Here is a 13,278-nt window from a genome sequence, read left to right as displayed (position 1 = left end):
CAAGGGTGCGCGGGGGCTTGAGCGGTGTCCGCAACGGCTGTGCGGCCTTATATGTACAGGCACTTGAAGTTCTGCGTCACATCCGGGAATTTCCGGAATTCGGCGTACTCGCGGGCCGCCTTCTTCATGTAGAGCACCACCTGGGGGACCAGCTCCGCCCGGGCCACCTTGCGGCTCCAGGACCGGATCTCGCACTCGCCGTTGGTTTCAAGGACCATGGCCCAGACCAGGACGGTGTCGCCTTCCATCTGGTCAGGCCCGCCCTTGGAATCCAGGAACAGATCCACCTGGCTGAAGGTGTTCCTGTGCTCCTGCACGGCCTGGTTGAGGGCCATGACCTCATTCTTGGAAAGATCAAGGGCCGTCAGCTTGACCGTGCCCTTGACCGAAACGGTGCCAGCAAGTCCGTCGCTCGCCGTCTGCTCGCCCATGAACAGGCCGGGGGCGAACAGGGCAACGCTCGCCATGGCGAGCAGGATCACGAAGACTGCGCCCAGCGCCTGGGGTGTCGCAAATTTTTTCTTTTTCTTGGTCATCACAATAAAACCCCTAAAAAAAGCAGTTTTTTCAGCAAGAAAAGCTGTAGAAGAATCTGCCAGACGAGAGACGTAAATCATTTGTCGGGCCTTGGCAATGGCGGTATTGGACACTTTTCGCGTTCCCTTTGGCAACCTGCTCATTTTTTGGGTAAACTTTTAAACATATATAATTGGCCGCTCCTTGGCAAGTGGGTTTCGCATTTCCCTGTGCCGGACAGCAGGAGGCTGTGCCCATGCCTGTTAGCCGCCCTTGCGTATCAACGGCTTTGATGAGAAAATCCCAACAATATTGGGTGTTTTTTTGTCAACCGCGCCATGCGGCAGCACGCCTTGAGGGAGGGGTGTCGCAATCGTCCCGGCGATATTGAATGCGGCAAGTCCGGGTGGACAGAGCGGGCGCGCAGCCGCCCAAGGTCGTTGTATCTTTTTGTGAAATGGGTTATTCATTAGCATCCTATGACAGATGCCCACATGCCCGAATACCGCATCTCGGTGGACCAGCTCCGACCGGGCGTATTCATCAGACTGGAAAAAACCAGCTGGTTCGATCACCCGTTTCTATACAACAGCTTCAAGATCAAGGATGCTGAGCAGATAGCCCTGCTCAGGAGCCTGGGCATCCGCGAGATCATCTGCATCCCGGAGCGGTCCGACGTGTTGCCCGCCCGCAAGTCCGCCGGGGCCCCGGCCCCGGAGAGCGCGCTCCCGCAGGAGACCCTGGACCGGCTCTGGCAGGTCAAGCGTGACCGGACCCGGCGGCTCAAGGAGAAGAAGCAGCGCATCGCCGTGTGCGAGGAGCGTTTCACCCTGTGCATCCGGACCTTTGACGCCATCCTCAGGGGGATTTCGGCAGGCAGTCAGGAGGCGGGGCAGGAGGCGATGGAATTCGTGGACCGGCTGAGCCTGTTCTTTCTGGACGACGTGGAGTCCACCCTGCACCTCATGAACGTCGTGGACCAGGGTGAGAGCGCGTACTCCCACCCCATGAACGTGGCCGTGCTCTCGCTGATGGTCGGCAAGGAGGCGGGGCTGGCAAAGGACGACATGACCGCGCTCGGCCTGGGCGCGCTTTTTCACGACATCGGCAAGATCGGCCTGCCCAAGAAGCTGCTCAAGAAGCGCGGCGACCTGACAAGGCCCGAGCAGGAGCTGATCGCCCGCCACTCGGAAACCGGCGCGGGCATGCTCGCGGCCCTACCTGTGTTTCCTGCGGCAGCTGTCCTCATCGTGGCCCAGCATCACGAGCGCATGGACGGCTCCGGCACGCCCGGCCATCTCAAGGGCGACGGCATCGACCGGCTGGCCCGCATCGTGGCCATTGCCGACGCCTACGACAACCACTGCAACACGTCCGATCCCAACCAGGCGCTGACACCCTATCTCGCCCTCTCCTACATGTTCGGCCAGCAGAAGGTGCTTTTTGACGTGGAGTTGCTGGCGCTGTTCATCCGCTGCCTTGGCGTGTACCCGCCCGGCACCGTGGTGGAGCTGACCAATGGTGCCGTGGGCATGGTCATGTCGGTGAACCCCAGGAATCAGCTCAATCCGAGCGTGGTCCTCTACGATGCCGATGTGCCCAAGAAGGAAGCCCTGATCGTGGATCTGGCCGACGAGGCCGACCTGCGGGTCGAGAAATCCATCCGGCTGGGCCACCTGCCCGCCGAGATTCTGGAATACCTGTCACCCCGGACGCGCATCACCTATTTTGTCGAGCCCCGGTAGTTCCGCACTGTTTTTGCTCCGAAAATGAGCCGCATAAAAAGGGGCGTCCCATGGGGGACGCCCTTTTGCTTCATTTTTCTCCGGGCCGGATCAGGCTGCCGGAACCTGGGACAGGATCTGTCCCACCAGGGCGGCGGCCAGGATGGAGAAGCACAGCCGCGCACGCGTCGGGCCGAACTCCACGTCCAGATAGATGACCTCGCCGTGCTGGAAGCTCTCGGACGCCGCGCCCGTGAGCAGGGGCAGCTCCGTGGTCTCGTCGAGGTCAAAGGCCACCGGGGTCATGCCCTCGCGCTCCGGTCCCATGGCGGCCTGGCTCATGTTGGAGAGGGCGTCGGCCACGCCCTTGCATGCGTCCAGGCTGACCGGCAGGTAGAGCTGGCCGAATTGCAGGAGGCAGACCGGATGGTCCTCAAGCAGCATGGCCTGCGGCTCAATCTCAAGCAGCTGGAAAAGATACGGTCCGGCATCGTCGAATTCGACTCTCTGGCCTTGGTCGGTCATGGTGACTCCTTGTGGTGTCTGTTTGGCGGTCTGTCAACCGGCGTAGGAGCAGCAGTAGTCGACCACTTCCGCCACCTTGAGCTTGAAGCGGGACGAGCCGGGCACCTCGAAGCTCCCGCCTGCGGATACCTCGATCCATGTTTCACTGCCGGGGAGCAGCACGGACAGCCTCCCGGCAGCGATCTCCATGACCTCGGCAGCGTCGGTGCCGAACTCGTAGTCGCCGGGCAGCATGATGCCCAGGGTCTTCCTGCTGCCATCGGCCAGGATCACGGTCCGGCTGGTGACCTTGCCGTCAAAGTAGATGTTGGCCTTTTTTTCGACCGTGACGTTGGTGAACTCCGACATGGGGGCTCCTTGTGCCGGGCCGCGCCAGCGATGCCCGGTGGCTGAAAAATGGACGCGCCAGTTGCGCGCCGGGGAGAACGTGTTATAAAGAGGGGAGTTCCGTGGCGTCAACCCGCGCGGTGCTTTGTAGGCATCGACTGTTGATGGGCGGGCCGGGCCTGTTGCGGCACCAGCGGTCGCAGATGCGGCCAGCGAGCGGGATCGGCGGCGGTTTTCGGCTGTTTGGAAGGTGCGTTGCGGCAAAAACGACCCTGGTTTCGGCGCGGACGCAAACCCGGTGAAAGGGCGAGACAATGAAAAAAGTTCGGTTCGGCGTCCTTGGCACTGCCAGGATCGGTCGGGAAAAGGTCATCCCGGCCCTGCGCAAAAGCCGGTATTGCGAGATCGCGGCCATCGCCTCACGCTCCATGGAGAGGGCCGAGGCGGTGGGCGAGGCGCTGGACATTCCCCGTCGGTTCGGCAGCTACGAGGCCCTGTTGGCCGCATCGGACATCGATGCCGTGTATATTCCCCTGCCCAACCATCTGCACGTGGACTGGGCCATCCAGGCCATGCGCGCGGGCAAACACGTGCTCTGCGAAAAGCCGCTCGGGCTGGACACCGAGGACATCAACCGGCTCATCGACGCCACCAGCCGCTACCCGGACATCAAGGTCATGGAGGCGCTCATGTATCGCCACCATCCGCAGTGGCAGGATGCCAAGCGGCGGGTGGACAGCGGCGAGATCGGCCAGCTCGTGACTGTCCAGTCCTTTTTCTCCTATTTCAACGACGATCCGGCCAACATCCGCAACCAGGCCGCTGCGGGCGGGGGCGGACTCATGGACATCGGGTGCTACTGCGTGTCCCTGTCGCGCTTTCTCTTCGGCACCGAGCCGACACGGGTCTGCGGGTTCATGAACCGCGATCCGAGGTTCGGCATTGACAGGCTTTTTTCGGGCATGCTGGATTTTGCCGGTGTGCTGGCCACCTTTACCTGCGCCACCCAGCTGGCCCCGCACCAGCGGGTGAACATCCTGGGCACTGCCGGGCGCATTGAGCTGCTTATGCCCTTCAACGCCCCGCCCTCAGTGCCGAGCCAGATCATTGTGCAACGCGAGGACGATCAGGACATGCCTGTTCGCACCATCACCTTCGGCGTCTGCGACCAGTACGCCATCCAGGCGGACCAGTTCGCCAGGGCCGTCCTTGATGGCGCACCCGTGCCTATCCCCCTGACCGACGCCTGGGCCAACATGCACACCATGGAGGTGCTGCTCGAAAGCGCCCGGCTTGGCTCATGGGTGGTCTGCTGACACTGCCCGCGCTGGTTGCTGCGCTAGCGTGCCGGGATGTAGGTCACGCCCGTTGACTTCGGCGGCGCCAGGGTCTTGACCCTGGTGACGAGGTCGATGAAGGCCTGCGCGTCCATAAATCCCGTGTCCGTGCGGTTGGCAACCTCGTTCATGACCGTGTAGCCGTCGCCGCCGTTGGCCAGAAAAGAGTAAGTCACCACCCGATAGACGCGAGCCGGATCGAGCGGAGCGAACACGCCGTCGGGTCCGGCCACGGCCACATCCCGGACGCGCTGACCCGGTCGTTTTGTCATGTCCGCCACATAGCGCGCCCCGGCCACATAGGGGAAGGCGCCGTCGCCCCGGTCCACGCCCGTCTCAAGGGCCTGCCTGATCTGGCCGCCGGTCATCTCCAGGACAAACAGGGTGTTGTTGAAGGGGATCAGGGTGTAGGCCATGCCCACGGTGATGTCGCCCTGGTCCAGGCCGTGGCGCACTGCGCCCGCGTTGAGCAGGGCCATGTCCGCCGGGGAGCCTGTGCCCGCCAGCCTGTCGAGCATGGAGCGGGCCACCAGCGGGGCGAGCAGGCTGCCGTGCGGCAGATTGAGGCCGCTCTCGTCCGTGCCCGGAACACGGATGTGCGGCAGATTGGCCTGGGCCAAGCCGATGACCTGTCGGCGCATGGAGGCCACGCCCGCGTTGAAGGGGGCTATGTACGCCGCAGTTGGTGTGTCCTCGGAAACCACGGCAGCCACCGGACTTGCGGCCACGGCGGCCAGGGCCGCCTCGCGGTCCGCGCCGGTCAGGGGGACGCGCGCGCCGTTGCCATCCTTGCGCGAGAACTCGTCGGCCACCAGCAACAGCGGGCTCCCCTGTGCTGCGGTGACGCGCCCGGCGTCGTCAAAGGTCACGTCGATCCTGCCCAGCACATGGCTCCATTTCCAGGCCGTGACCACGGGCACGTCGTGGCCGTCCGCGCCCCTGACCATCACCGGATAGTCTGCGTCCACGGTCTTGCCCAGCGCCTTCATGGCCGCCGGGTCGGCCAGCAGCGAGTGGGAATGGCCGCCCACAATCAGGTCCACGCCCGGCACAGTGGCCGCCAGTTCCATGTCGCGCGCAAGACCCACATGGGTCAGCAGGATGATCTTGTTCACGCCCCGTGCCTCAAGCTCGGCCACGCGCTGCCGGGCCACGGCGGCCTCGTCGCTGAAGCGGACCGGGCCGGGGGTGGACAGGGCCGGGGTGTCGCTGGCGGTCAGCCCGATGACGCCGACCGTGTCGCCGTCAAATTCAAGCAGGACGTAGGGCGTGATCCGCCGGGCCAGCTGCGGCACGGCTGAGGCGTCGATATTGGCGCCGAGCATGGGCAGGGAGGCGTACTCGAGCATTTCGGCCAGGAAAGCGCTCCCGCGGTCGAACTCGTGGTTGCCCAGGGTCATGGCATCGAAGCCGAGCCTGTCGAGCAGTTCCATCTCCGGCCTGCCGCCGAATTTCATGAAATAGAGATCGCCCTGGACCGCGTCGCCCGCATGCAGGAGCGCGACGCTGCCCTTGGCTGCGCGCACGTCGCTCACCGCACGGGCCAGCCGCGACCAGCCGCCGAGGCGGACGGACGTGGGCTGGCCGTCGAGGGTCAGGGTGTCGCCTGTCCCATCGAGCCAGGAGTGGGAATCGTTGACGTGGAGCACGGTCAGCTCCAGGGCCGGGGCGGTCCCGGCCAGGGCCAGGACAAGCAGCAGGATCAGGCCGACATGAGTGATCGTCCGCATAGTGTACCTCGTAGTTTTCGTCCTGATAGCAGGCTTTGCAAAAAATGGGAATGCGCAGAAAAAAGGCCCGGAACAGGGCTGTTCCGGGCCTTGCTCGCCGTGGCGCGGGAAAAGGGTCACAGCATCTCGTGCCGGTAGTTGTCGCCGCCAAGGAGCTCGACCATGTCGCGCAGGATCTTCAGGGTTTCCTGGGCTTCCTTGTGGTCGAGTTTGCGCAGGGCGAAGCCCGCGTGGATGATGATGTAGTCGCCGGGGGTCACGTCCTCGTCCAGGAGCATGATGGATGCCTGGACCGTAGTGTCACCCTCGCCCACCTTGCAGGTGGCGACGCCGTCGTTGATCTCAAGAATTTCGGCTGGTATCGCGAGGCACATAGATTTTCTCCATTGCTGGGTTCAACTCGGTTCTGGGGCGGAAGCTGCCGCCTGCCCGCTCCACTTCGGCAAGCACGGCGTCCATGACTTCGGGCAGTCTGGCCTCAAGCTCCGGCGACAGGGCGGCGGAAAGATCCTGATAATTGACCGGTTCCACGCCGTAGAGGACGATGTCGTCCGGGACCGTGCCCACCAGGCTGCACTGGGCCAGCGTGTCGAGCAGGTCAGTCTGGTGCATGGAGTTCTTGAAGGCGCAGGCCTTGCTCAAGTCCTGGCCAAGCAGGCGGAACAGGTCGCCGGGCTGACCCTCGTTGAGAACGATGTCCACGACGATCAGATAGTCCGCGTCCATGATCGGTCCCATGAGCTTGAGGCCCAGAGTCCCGCCGTCGAGCACCTCGACATTGGGCGAGAACTCGTATTGCTGATCAAGCTCTTCCGCGACCCGGACGCCGAATCCCTCGTCCGTGTAGAGGATGTTGCCGACGCCGAGGATGAGAATGCGTTTTTTGCTTTCAGACATGGTTTTCACTTAGTGGACGGCGCGGGTTAAATCAACAGCAAATGCGCTCCGGGGTGTGCCGCAACAGCAGGGGCGCGAGGGTTTGATTGGGAAAAAAGGCGGGAGCCCGAAGGGATCGGGCTCCCGCTTCATAGCGTTCGTGTTCCGTAGCGGACTACAGGATCCTGAACTTCTTCACATTGCCGGTCTTGTTGTCGATGACGTGCACGCCGCAGGCGATGCAGGGGTCATAGGAGTGAACGGTGCGAAGGATTTCGACCGGACGCTCGGGATCGGCGATGGGGGTGTTGTCGAGCAGCGCCTCTTCCAGCGGGCCGGGGAGGTCGTTGTCGCAGCGCGGACCGATGTTCCAGGTGGAGGGAACCACGAGCTGGAAGTTGTCGATCTTGCTGTCCTTGATGTTGATCCAGTGGGAGAGGGCGCCACGGGGGGCGTTGACCCAGCCGACGCCCTGGGCGGAAGCGGGCATGTCCCAATCCTTGCAGATGTCCCGGTCGCCCTTGGCCACGTTTTCCTTGAGGTCGTTGACCCACTCGTCGGTCTTGAGCGTGACGATCAGGCACTCGATACCGCGGGCACCGGTGCGGCCCAAGGTGGAGAACAGGGCTTCGGGTCCGACGCCAAGGGCCTTGAGGACAAAGTCCACGTAGGTCTTGAACTCGGGGTGACCCAGGCCGTAGTTGACCAGACAGGTGGCCAGCGGGCCGACTTCCACGGCTTTGCCGTTGTAGCGGGGCGCCTTCATCCAGGAGTACTTGGTCTTGTCGTCCAGGCTGGTGTACATGGGGTCGGTGACGCCGTTGTACGGATGCTGGGCCGCGCCGTCCTTGTACCAGGAGTGCTTGACATGCTCGGCGATCTTGGAGGGATCAAGGGCATCCACCTGGCCGAGGTTGCGGTTCATGATCACGCCGGGCTTGACGTACCGGCTGGTCAGGTCGGTCTCGCCGCCCGGAACCGGGAACTCGCCGCAGCTCATGAAGTTGGTGGTGCCACCGATGGCAGCCCAGTCCTTGTAGAAGCCGGCAACGGCCAGGAGGTCCGGGATGTAGCAGTCGAGGACGAAGTCCTTGACCTCTTTGTAGAGGGCCAGGAAGTCGTTGATGTACTTGTCGGTGAGGCCTTCGTAGCAGGTGACGCCGCCCATGACGGTGAACTGGGTGTGCGGGTTCTTGGCACCCCAGACAGCCATGGCGCGTGCAGCCTTGACCTGCATGTGCAGGGCTTTGAGGTAGTGATCGGTGGCGATCAGGTTGACCTCGGGCGGCAGGACGTAGGCCGGGTGGCCGCCGAGGAAGTAGGCATTGGTGAAGATGCCCAGGCGACCGGAATCGACGATGCTCTTGACGGTGTCCTTGGTCTTCTGCAGGTCTGCCTTGCTGGAGACGAGGACCGGGTCCTTGCGGACGGTCTGGGCGACACCGGCGGCCATCTCGGCAGCCTTGGCGACGTCGGCGTTCAGGCAGGCCGAGACATCGACGAAGTCAAGCGCGTGCAGGTGATAGAAGTGCACGAGGTGATCGTGCATGAACTGCGCGGCCAGCACCAGGTTACGGATGATGGTGGCGTTGCGGGGCAGGACCTTGTCCACGCCCACAGCGTTGTCGACACAGCGGACGGACGCGAGGGCGTGCGTGTAGGTGCAGACGCCGCAGGAACGCTGGGTGAAGTGCTGCGCATCGCGGGGATCGCGGCCCTTCAGGATTATTTCCAGGCCGCGGAACAGCTGGGAGCTGCTGCGGACATCAATGATCTTGCCATTTTCGACCACGGCTTCCACACGAAGGTGACCTTCGATTCTGGTGACCGGGTCAACTATGACATCGTGTTTCCCTTTGGCCATGGGAGCGGCTTTGGGAGTGCAACCAGACATATTGTATCCTCCTTAAGAATTCTTATTCAGTCTGCTTGAAACGGGCTGACGCGACTCAGTCTTACAGATCGGTGAGATCCGCATAGAAGTAGGTCTTGCCGTCCCAGTCCTCTCCGTCCCAGAAATTGGGCTGCGAGCAGCCAATGCAGGGGTGGCCGGCCTGAACGGGCCAGTTGTACTGGTTGAACTTCACGGTGGGGCAGTTGTTGTACGTCTCCACACCGCGGCAGCCGAGTTTGCGCAGACACCAGCCCTTGCGAGCCTCCTCGGAACCAAAGGAGGGGGCGAACTGGTCCATGTTGAAGAATTCCTGCCTGGGGCAGTTGTCGTGGACGGACTCGCCATAGAAGGCGACAGGACGACCGACGGAATCCAGCTCGGGCACGCCCTTGGTCACATAGTACACGATGGTGCCGACCAGGGAGTACGGGTTGGGCGGGCAGCCGGGCACGTTGATGATCGGCTTGCCGGGGAACAGCTCGTCGACGCCTTTGCAGGCAGTCGGGTTCGGTGCGGCCTTCTGCACGCCGCCGTAGGAGGCGCAGGTGCCGTAGGTGATGGTCGCCAGGGCTTTTTCAACAACCTTGGTGGTGTTTTCAAGCATGGTGTGACCGCCGACCTTGCCGTGTCCGCCGGGCTCGTTGGCCGTTCCGGCCGGAGCGGTGGGCACGCCACCCTCGATGACCGCAACGTATTTGCCCGCAGCAACGGTGTCCCACAGCGCCTTTTCGGCGGCATGACCGGCAGCGGCCATGAGGGTCTCGTGGTAGTTGAGCGAGATGTAATCCAGGATCAGCGCGTCGATGTAAGGCTCGACAGTCCTCAGGATGGACTCGGAACACCCGGTACACTCAGCGTTGTGCAGCCAGACAACGTCGGGCCGGGTATCGCTGGTGAGGGCTTCTGCGACTTTCGGGGCGAAAGCCGGTCCCATGCCCATCACTGCGGCCACGGTTCCGCAGAACTTCATGAAATCACGGCGCGTGACGCCGCGTTTTTCCAGCCGTTCCACGGCTCCGTCCCTGCCATGACCTACGGAAAATTTCATAGAACACCTCCGTAATAAAATGAGTCTGTTATGACTTACGAGAACACCGTTATCCTCAATCATAACCGCCGGGCACACGCCCGAACTCGGACCTAAACCATCAATGATGGCACGAATACCGTAAACGTGACATCTTTGGCATCCTTTTTCCGAGTTCGTGCTATAACCCCCCGGAAAAATTAATTAACAATGTAGTATCCCGCTTTACAAACAAAATCAATAGGCATCTGCAATTATCTTTCAAGTGTCCCGGCACGCTAGATGCATTCCGTTGTCCCAGAGGCAGAAATGACCCGCTGGCTTCGCACGCAACACCATCCGGGCAAAGCCTGAATGATGCCCGCCAATTGGCGCAGGAAACGTCTTGACCCCATGAAGAGCACCACAACGAACCACTCGGTGCCCGAAGAGGCGGCAATTATGGCGACTTCGATCATGCTCGATTTCGGATTGGGCGATTCCATCCGGGTGGACCTGCCCCTGCCCGGCGGCACTGTCACGGTGCGCAGCCTGCTGCCCTCAATTTTCGCGCTGGCCGATGCGGTCCACGACCATTCGGCGCGCACCCTTGCCGTCACGGGCAAGGCCATCGGTTGCGGCCCCGGCTGCGGCAGATGTTGCCATCAACTCGTGCCCATCAGCGAGCATGAGGCCGTTCATCTGGCCGATGTGGTCAGGGCCATGCCCGCTGCACAGCGCAGCCGCATCGTCAGGCGGTTCACCGGGGCGATCCTGGCCCTGGACCGAGCCGGGCTGGTCGCGCCGCTGACCGCAACCTTCTCCGCCGGGGCCACGGATCGGGCCGCCCTGGGCCGCCTTGCCCGCCAATACTGGGGGCTGGGCATTCCCTGTCCGTTCCTGCACGACGGCTCCTGCCTGATCCATGCCCAACGGCCACTGGCCTGCCGCCAATACCTCGTCACCTCAGCGCCGGACCGTTGCGCTGCCTTGTACACCGAGGATCAGGACCACGAGGTGGTCATGCATCCGGTGGACACGGGCGGCGCGCTGGCGGCCTTTTCGGGCGAGGGAATGGTGCACTCGCGCGTGGTCCCCCTCGTGTTCAGCCTGCTTGCCGAGCGATCCGCCAGGGCCAGGCCGCTGCCCGTCCTGCCTGGGCCGCAGATGATGGGCCGATTCCTGTGCCTCCTGAACGACTGTTTTTCACGAGCCGGTTGAACTCCCCTCTCATTGCGTTTTCCCCTGTCGGCTGGGCGGGTGCCGCCTTGACTCTTTGCGGCCAGCGATGCAGAAAAGGCTGAGTGGAGAAACCTCGGTGCCGCGCTGCCAGCGCAAGGAGCGGCTCATGCCAAGCATTTTCCTCGAGTCCGCGCCGATTGTCCTGGTCCAGTGTCTGGCCGGTGCGCCGGGCCCAGGCCGGGTCACGACCCTGACCATTCCGGACGCCATTCTCATTAATAGACCCGGAGGTGGCCAGTGAGCGTCGTCGTCCAGTTCAGCATCTTTCCACTGCATGCGACGGGGTCGCTCGCGCCCTATGTGGCCCGTGCCGTGGAGGTTGTCCGCGCGTCGGGCCTGCCTTTTCAGCTCGGCCCCATGGGCACGGTGGTGGAGGGGGAGTGGGGCGAGGTCATGGCCGTGATCAACGCCTGCTACCGGGAGCTGGAGCCGGATTTCGACCGCATATACGTCAGCTTCACGGCGGACAGTCGCCGGGGCCGACAGGACGGCATGGCTTCCAAGGTGGCCTCGGTCCTGGGCCAAACGCGCGACAAGTCCTGATGTCGGTGCGCGGCACCCTCAAAGGCCAGTGGTTCCGGGTTTTCAGGCAACGATTCATCACAGGAGCAACGACGTGACCATCGTCCACCAGCAGACCGTCCAGATGAAGCAGGTTTCCCACGGCAACTTCCTGATGCGCAACGTGCTCAAGCACAACGTGGTCTTCAATGAGGGGACCAGGGGCGACGCGGCCTACATCCTGACCGAGGGCAAGATCGAGATATCCGGCATCATCGAGGGACACAAGAAGGTCTTCGCCATCCTCAAGCCCATTTCCATTTTTGGAGAGATGGCGCTCTTTCTCGACGACAACTCCCGCACGGCCACGGCCATCGCCCTGGAGGACTCCAAGGTCATCGTGGTCACCAAGGACGACCTCGAGGAGTACATGCGCGACTCGCCCAAGGTCATCTCATCCATTATCACCGTGCTGGTCAGCCGGCTCAAATCCACCACCAAGAAGGCCATGAAAGTGCCGAGCACCGGCATGGGCGTGGTCCGTATCCTCGACCTTTTCGCGTCCAACGGGACCATGACCCTGCGCTATGACACGGCCATCAAGTCCATGGCCGACACTTTTGTCACCACCACGGACCGCATCGAGCAATACATTCATGGGCTGGCCGGGCAGGGGCTGCTGGCCGTGGGCCGCGACGAACACGATGGCCGGATCATCACGCTGCTTGAACGCAATCTGGTCCACGAGGTCATGAAGCGCAAGGATTGATCCGGTGAACTGTCCCTCTTAGTCCAGGGCCACCAACTCCAAATCCCCCCAGGCAACGATTTTCGAGTCGCACTGGGCAAAGACCCCGCCGAGACCGCACTGGGCCAGTTGGGCGGCGCGATCGAGCACGCGCTGAATGTCGCCCGGCCCGCGCAACAGGTTGCCAAGGGCCGTGGCCGCCGCGTCCGCCAGTCGGGCGTCCTTGGCGCGCACGGCTACCAGATCGCCGCTGCCCAGGCTGAGGGAGTGGCCGATGGTGCCGCTGGACGAGCAGATGGAGACCGGGAAGGCACCGGCCTCAAGCCTGATGCCCAGGCGCGCCCCGGAATCCGGCTCGGCCAGCAGGGCCACCACGCGCTCGCGGGTCGAGCACAGGTGGATGTCGCCCCCGTTTTCCACAATCAGGTTCGGGCTGCGAGCGACAAACCGCTCGGCCACGGCCTGGGCCACGGCTCCGGCCACCGCGGCCATGGGGCCGACCCCGCACAGGGCGGCGGCCCCGGCCATGGCGCGGATGATGTCGGGCGCGGTATCGGGCACGTGGACAGGGGTCAGGCTGGCTGCGAACTCCGGGTGGAACATGATCCAGGTCTTGATCTCGCCGCGCGCCAGGGCCACGAAGGCCGCCATCTCATGGCGCATGTCCGCCTCGGCCACCACCAGCAGGTCGGTCTGCTCCACGGCCACCTGGAAGCGGACCTCGCCTGTCCGGGGCTGGACGCTGTCGCGGTAGGCGCGGTCTGCGGAAAGATGGCGCTTGGTCATCGGCGCGGGTTCCCGGCCCGCCGGAGCGGAAAGGAACACGGTTTGAACACGACAAGGAACAGGCGT

At 63.2% G+C, this 13,278-nt stretch carries 15 protein-coding genes; 6 read left to right on the top strand and 9 right to left on the bottom strand.

Features of this window, described 5'->3' with window-relative positions:
- Window positions 1-47: 47 nt before the first annotated feature.
- Window positions 48-536 carry a hypothetical protein gene (locus tag DAES_RS13010; protein WP_013515495.1) on the bottom strand — a complete coding sequence of 163 codons (489 nt, stop codon included), beginning with the start codon at window positions 534-536 and terminating at the stop codon, window positions 48-50.
- A gap of 474 nt (window positions 537-1,010) precedes the next feature.
- On the opposite strand from DAES_RS13010, the gene DAES_RS13005 reads away from it, so the two are divergent.
- Window positions 1,011-2,261, top strand: coding sequence for an HD-GYP domain-containing protein (locus DAES_RS13005; RefSeq protein ID WP_013515494.1), 1,251 nt, complete (start codon window positions 1,011-1,013; stop codon window positions 2,259-2,261).
- Between the two features lie 90 nt (window positions 2,262-2,351).
- On the opposite strand, the gene DAES_RS13000 is transcribed toward DAES_RS13005, so the two are convergent.
- Window positions 2,352-2,765 carry a hypothetical protein gene (locus DAES_RS13000; RefSeq protein ID WP_013515493.1) on the bottom strand — a complete coding sequence of 138 codons (414 nt, stop codon included), beginning with the start codon at window positions 2,763-2,765 and terminating at the stop codon, window positions 2,352-2,354.
- 33 nt (window positions 2,766-2,798) lie between these two features.
- Complete coding sequence (ppnP, locus tag DAES_RS12995) at window positions 2,799-3,113, bottom strand: pyrimidine/purine nucleoside phosphorylase (protein ID WP_013515492.1); 315 nt, start codon at window positions 3,111-3,113, stop codon at window positions 2,799-2,801.
- A gap of 293 nt (window positions 3,114-3,406) precedes the next feature.
- Here ppnP and DAES_RS12990 point away from each other — a divergent pair, with 293 nt between their 5' ends.
- Window positions 3,407-4,408: a Gfo/Idh/MocA family protein gene (locus tag DAES_RS12990; RefSeq protein WP_013515491.1), complete on the top strand. Its 1,002-nt coding sequence runs from the start codon at window positions 3,407-3,409 to the stop codon at window positions 4,406-4,408.
- A 23-nt stretch (window positions 4,409-4,431) separates the two neighbouring features.
- On the opposite strand, the gene DAES_RS12985 is transcribed toward DAES_RS12990, so the two are convergent.
- From DAES_RS12985 to DAES_RS12965, 5 genes are all read right to left on the bottom strand, one after another.
- The gene (locus DAES_RS12985; protein WP_013515490.1) at window positions 4,432-6,159 is read right to left on the bottom strand and encodes a bifunctional metallophosphatase/5'-nucleotidase; all 1,728 of its coding nucleotides are present in this window, start codon (window positions 6,157-6,159) and stop codon (window positions 4,432-4,434) included.
- 116 nt (window positions 6,160-6,275) lie between these two features.
- The gene (locus DAES_RS12980) at window positions 6,276-6,533 is read right to left on the bottom strand and encodes a HypC/HybG/HupF family hydrogenase formation chaperone (RefSeq protein WP_013515489.1); all 258 of its coding nucleotides are present in this window, start codon (window positions 6,531-6,533) and stop codon (window positions 6,276-6,278) included.
- Window positions 6,502-7,056: a HyaD/HybD family hydrogenase maturation endopeptidase gene (locus DAES_RS12975; RefSeq protein WP_013515488.1), complete on the bottom strand. Its 555-nt coding sequence runs from the start codon at window positions 7,054-7,056 to the stop codon at window positions 6,502-6,504. Before DAES_RS12975 ends, DAES_RS12980 begins: the two co-directional genes overlap by 32 nt.
- A 154-nt stretch (window positions 7,057-7,210) precedes the next feature.
- Window positions 7,211-8,929: a nickel-dependent hydrogenase large subunit gene (locus DAES_RS12970; protein WP_013515487.1), complete on the bottom strand. Its 1,719-nt coding sequence runs from the start codon at window positions 8,927-8,929 to the stop codon at window positions 7,211-7,213.
- Between the two features lie 61 nt (window positions 8,930-8,990).
- Window positions 8,991-9,977, bottom strand: a complete 987-nt coding sequence (locus DAES_RS12965; RefSeq protein ID WP_013515486.1) for a hydrogenase small subunit — start codon at window positions 9,975-9,977, stop codon at window positions 8,991-8,993.
- A 372-nt stretch (window positions 9,978-10,349) separates the two neighbouring features.
- On the opposite strand from DAES_RS12965, the gene DAES_RS12960 reads away from it, so the two are divergent.
- The 4 genes from DAES_RS12960 to DAES_RS12950 all read left to right on the top strand — a co-directional run bounded on the left by DAES_RS12960 (window position 10,350) and on the right by DAES_RS12950 (window position 12,447).
- A complete protein-coding gene (locus DAES_RS12960) occupies window positions 10,350-11,156 on the top strand; it encodes a YkgJ family cysteine cluster protein (protein ID WP_157864865.1) in 807 nt (268 codons plus the stop codon).
- Between the two features lie 127 nt (window positions 11,157-11,283).
- The gene (locus DAES_RS18050) at window positions 11,284-11,418 is read left to right on the top strand and encodes a hypothetical protein (protein ID WP_269077515.1); all 135 of its coding nucleotides are present in this window, start codon (window positions 11,284-11,286) and stop codon (window positions 11,416-11,418) included.
- Window positions 11,415-11,720 (top strand): MTH1187 family thiamine-binding protein, encoded by a 306-nt coding sequence (locus DAES_RS12955; protein ID WP_013515484.1) that lies wholly within the window; start codon window positions 11,415-11,417, stop codon window positions 11,718-11,720. The genes DAES_RS18050 and DAES_RS12955 overlap by 4 nt, the downstream gene beginning before the upstream one ends.
- Window positions 11,721-11,793: 73 nt before the next feature.
- Window positions 11,794-12,447: a cyclic nucleotide-binding domain-containing protein gene (locus DAES_RS12950; protein ID WP_013515483.1), complete on the top strand. Its 654-nt coding sequence runs from the start codon at window positions 11,794-11,796 to the stop codon at window positions 12,445-12,447.
- Window positions 12,448-12,465: 18 nt separating this feature from the next.
- Here DAES_RS12950 and DAES_RS12945 read toward each other — a convergent pair whose 3' ends face one another.
- A complete protein-coding gene (locus tag DAES_RS12945) occupies window positions 12,466-13,212 on the bottom strand; it encodes a UPF0280 family protein (protein ID WP_013515482.1) in 747 nt (248 codons plus the stop codon).
- Window positions 13,213-13,278: the final 66 nt, after the last annotated feature.

This window comes from Pseudodesulfovibrio aespoeensis Aspo-2 (assembly GCF_000176915.2).
GTDB lineage: Bacteria > Desulfobacterota > Desulfovibrionia > Desulfovibrionales > Desulfovibrionaceae > Pseudodesulfovibrio > Pseudodesulfovibrio aespoeensis.
This window is presented reverse-complemented; position numbering and strand designations above follow the sequence as displayed.

Coding starts and splice junctions, on each gene's coding strand:
- DAES_RS12945 (WP_013515482.1), bottom strand. CDS start 13,212: ATGACCAAGCGCCATCTTTCCGCAGACCGCGCCTACCGCGACAGCGTC.
- DAES_RS13000 (WP_013515493.1), bottom strand. CDS start 2,765: ATGACCGACCAAGGCCAGAGAGTCGAATTCGACGATGCCGGACCGTAT.
- DAES_RS12965 (WP_013515486.1), bottom strand. CDS start 9,977: ATGAAATTTTCCGTAGGTCATGGCAGGGACGGAGCCGTGGAACGGCTG.
- DAES_RS18050 (WP_269077515.1), top strand. CDS start 11,284: ATGCCAAGCATTTTCCTCGAGTCCGCGCCGATTGTCCTGGTCCAGTGT.
- DAES_RS12970 (WP_013515487.1), bottom strand. CDS start 8,929: ATGTCTGGTTGCACTCCCAAAGCCGCTCCCATGGCCAAAGGGAAACAC.
- DAES_RS12960 (WP_157864865.1), top strand. CDS start 10,350: ATGAAGAGCACCACAACGAACCACTCGGTGCCCGAAGAGGCGGCAATT.
- DAES_RS13005 (WP_013515494.1), top strand. CDS start 1,011: ATGCCCGAATACCGCATCTCGGTGGACCAGCTCCGACCGGGCGTATTC.
- DAES_RS13010 (WP_013515495.1), bottom strand. CDS start 536: ATGACCAAGAAAAAGAAAAAATTTGCGACACCCCAGGCGCTGGGCGCA.
- DAES_RS12975 (WP_013515488.1), bottom strand. CDS start 7,056: ATGTCTGAAAGCAAAAAACGCATTCTCATCCTCGGCGTCGGCAACATC.
- DAES_RS12980 (WP_013515489.1), bottom strand. CDS start 6,533: ATGTGCCTCGCGATACCAGCCGAAATTCTTGAGATCAACGACGGCGTC.
- DAES_RS12985 (WP_013515490.1), bottom strand. CDS start 6,159: ATGCGGACGATCACTCATGTCGGCCTGATCCTGCTGCTTGTCCTGGCC.
- ppnP (WP_013515492.1), bottom strand. CDS start 3,113: ATGTCGGAGTTCACCAACGTCACGGTCGAAAAAAAGGCCAACATCTAC.
- DAES_RS12990 (WP_013515491.1), top strand. CDS start 3,407: ATGAAAAAAGTTCGGTTCGGCGTCCTTGGCACTGCCAGGATCGGTCGG.